The sequence below is a fragment of the Planotetraspora thailandica genome (genome assembly GCF_016863335.1).
Taxonomy (GTDB): domain Bacteria; phylum Actinomycetota; class Actinomycetes; order Streptosporangiales; family Streptosporangiaceae; genus Planotetraspora; species Planotetraspora thailandica.
This window is the reverse complement of record NZ_BOOR01000127.1, coordinates 1-757: the sequence shown is the minus strand read 5'-3', so window position 1 is coordinate 757 and position 757 is coordinate 1. Positions and strand designations below refer to the sequence as shown.

At 72.3% G+C, this 757-nt stretch carries 1 pseudogene; it reads right to left on the bottom strand.

Annotated features, from left to right (window positions below):
• Nucleotides 1–757 (bottom strand): annotated as a pseudogene (locus tag Pth03_RS41150) (SARP family transcriptional regulator); the annotation flags it as partial.

Here is a 757-nt window from a genome sequence, read left to right as displayed (position 1 = left end):
GCCGCCGCGAGCCGGCCCGCGCGCACCAGCGCCATCGCGGTCCTGCGCGGATCGGCGAGAGGGCCGGCCGCCCACAGGTGGTGAGCGATGCGCTCGGCGACAAAGTCGCAGGAGGAGTCGGTGCGCTCGAGTGCGTCGGCGACGCGCAGGTGAAGCCGGCTCGCCCGTCCCGGGGGCGTGGTCTCGGTGACCGACTCGCGAACCAGATCGTGCGAGAAGCGCATCGAGAACGGATCCCCGGGTGTGGGTTCGAGCAGGCCGAGCGCCTCCACAGGCTCCAGGCGATCAAGGCAGGTCTGTACGTCGCGGTCGGCGACATCGGCGAGCAGGCTGAGGTCCACGTCTCGTCCGATCAGCGCGGCGATCTGGAGCAGGTCCCTGGCGCAGTCGTCGAGTCCGGTCATCCGGTCACGGACGACGTCTCGCACGGTGGAGGGCACTCCCGCGCGCGCCACGGCGTCCTCGGTGAGCACGCCGCTGTCGGCGAGTAGCCGGGCCAGCTCCCGGACGAAGAACGCGTTGCCGGCGGTACGCGTGTAGATGCTGTGTACGGTGCCGGGGCTTGGATCCTGACCGGTCTCACGGCGGACGAGCTCGGCCACCTCGGACAGTCTGAGAGGACCGATCCGGATGCGGTAGTGACCGGCCACGCGGCTCGCCGCGGCGAGCGTCCGCGCCAGCGCCGAGCCGGGTACGGGCGCGCGGTTGCGGAGCCCTCCGATGATCACGGTGCCACCCGGCAGCCGGGCCGCCAGGT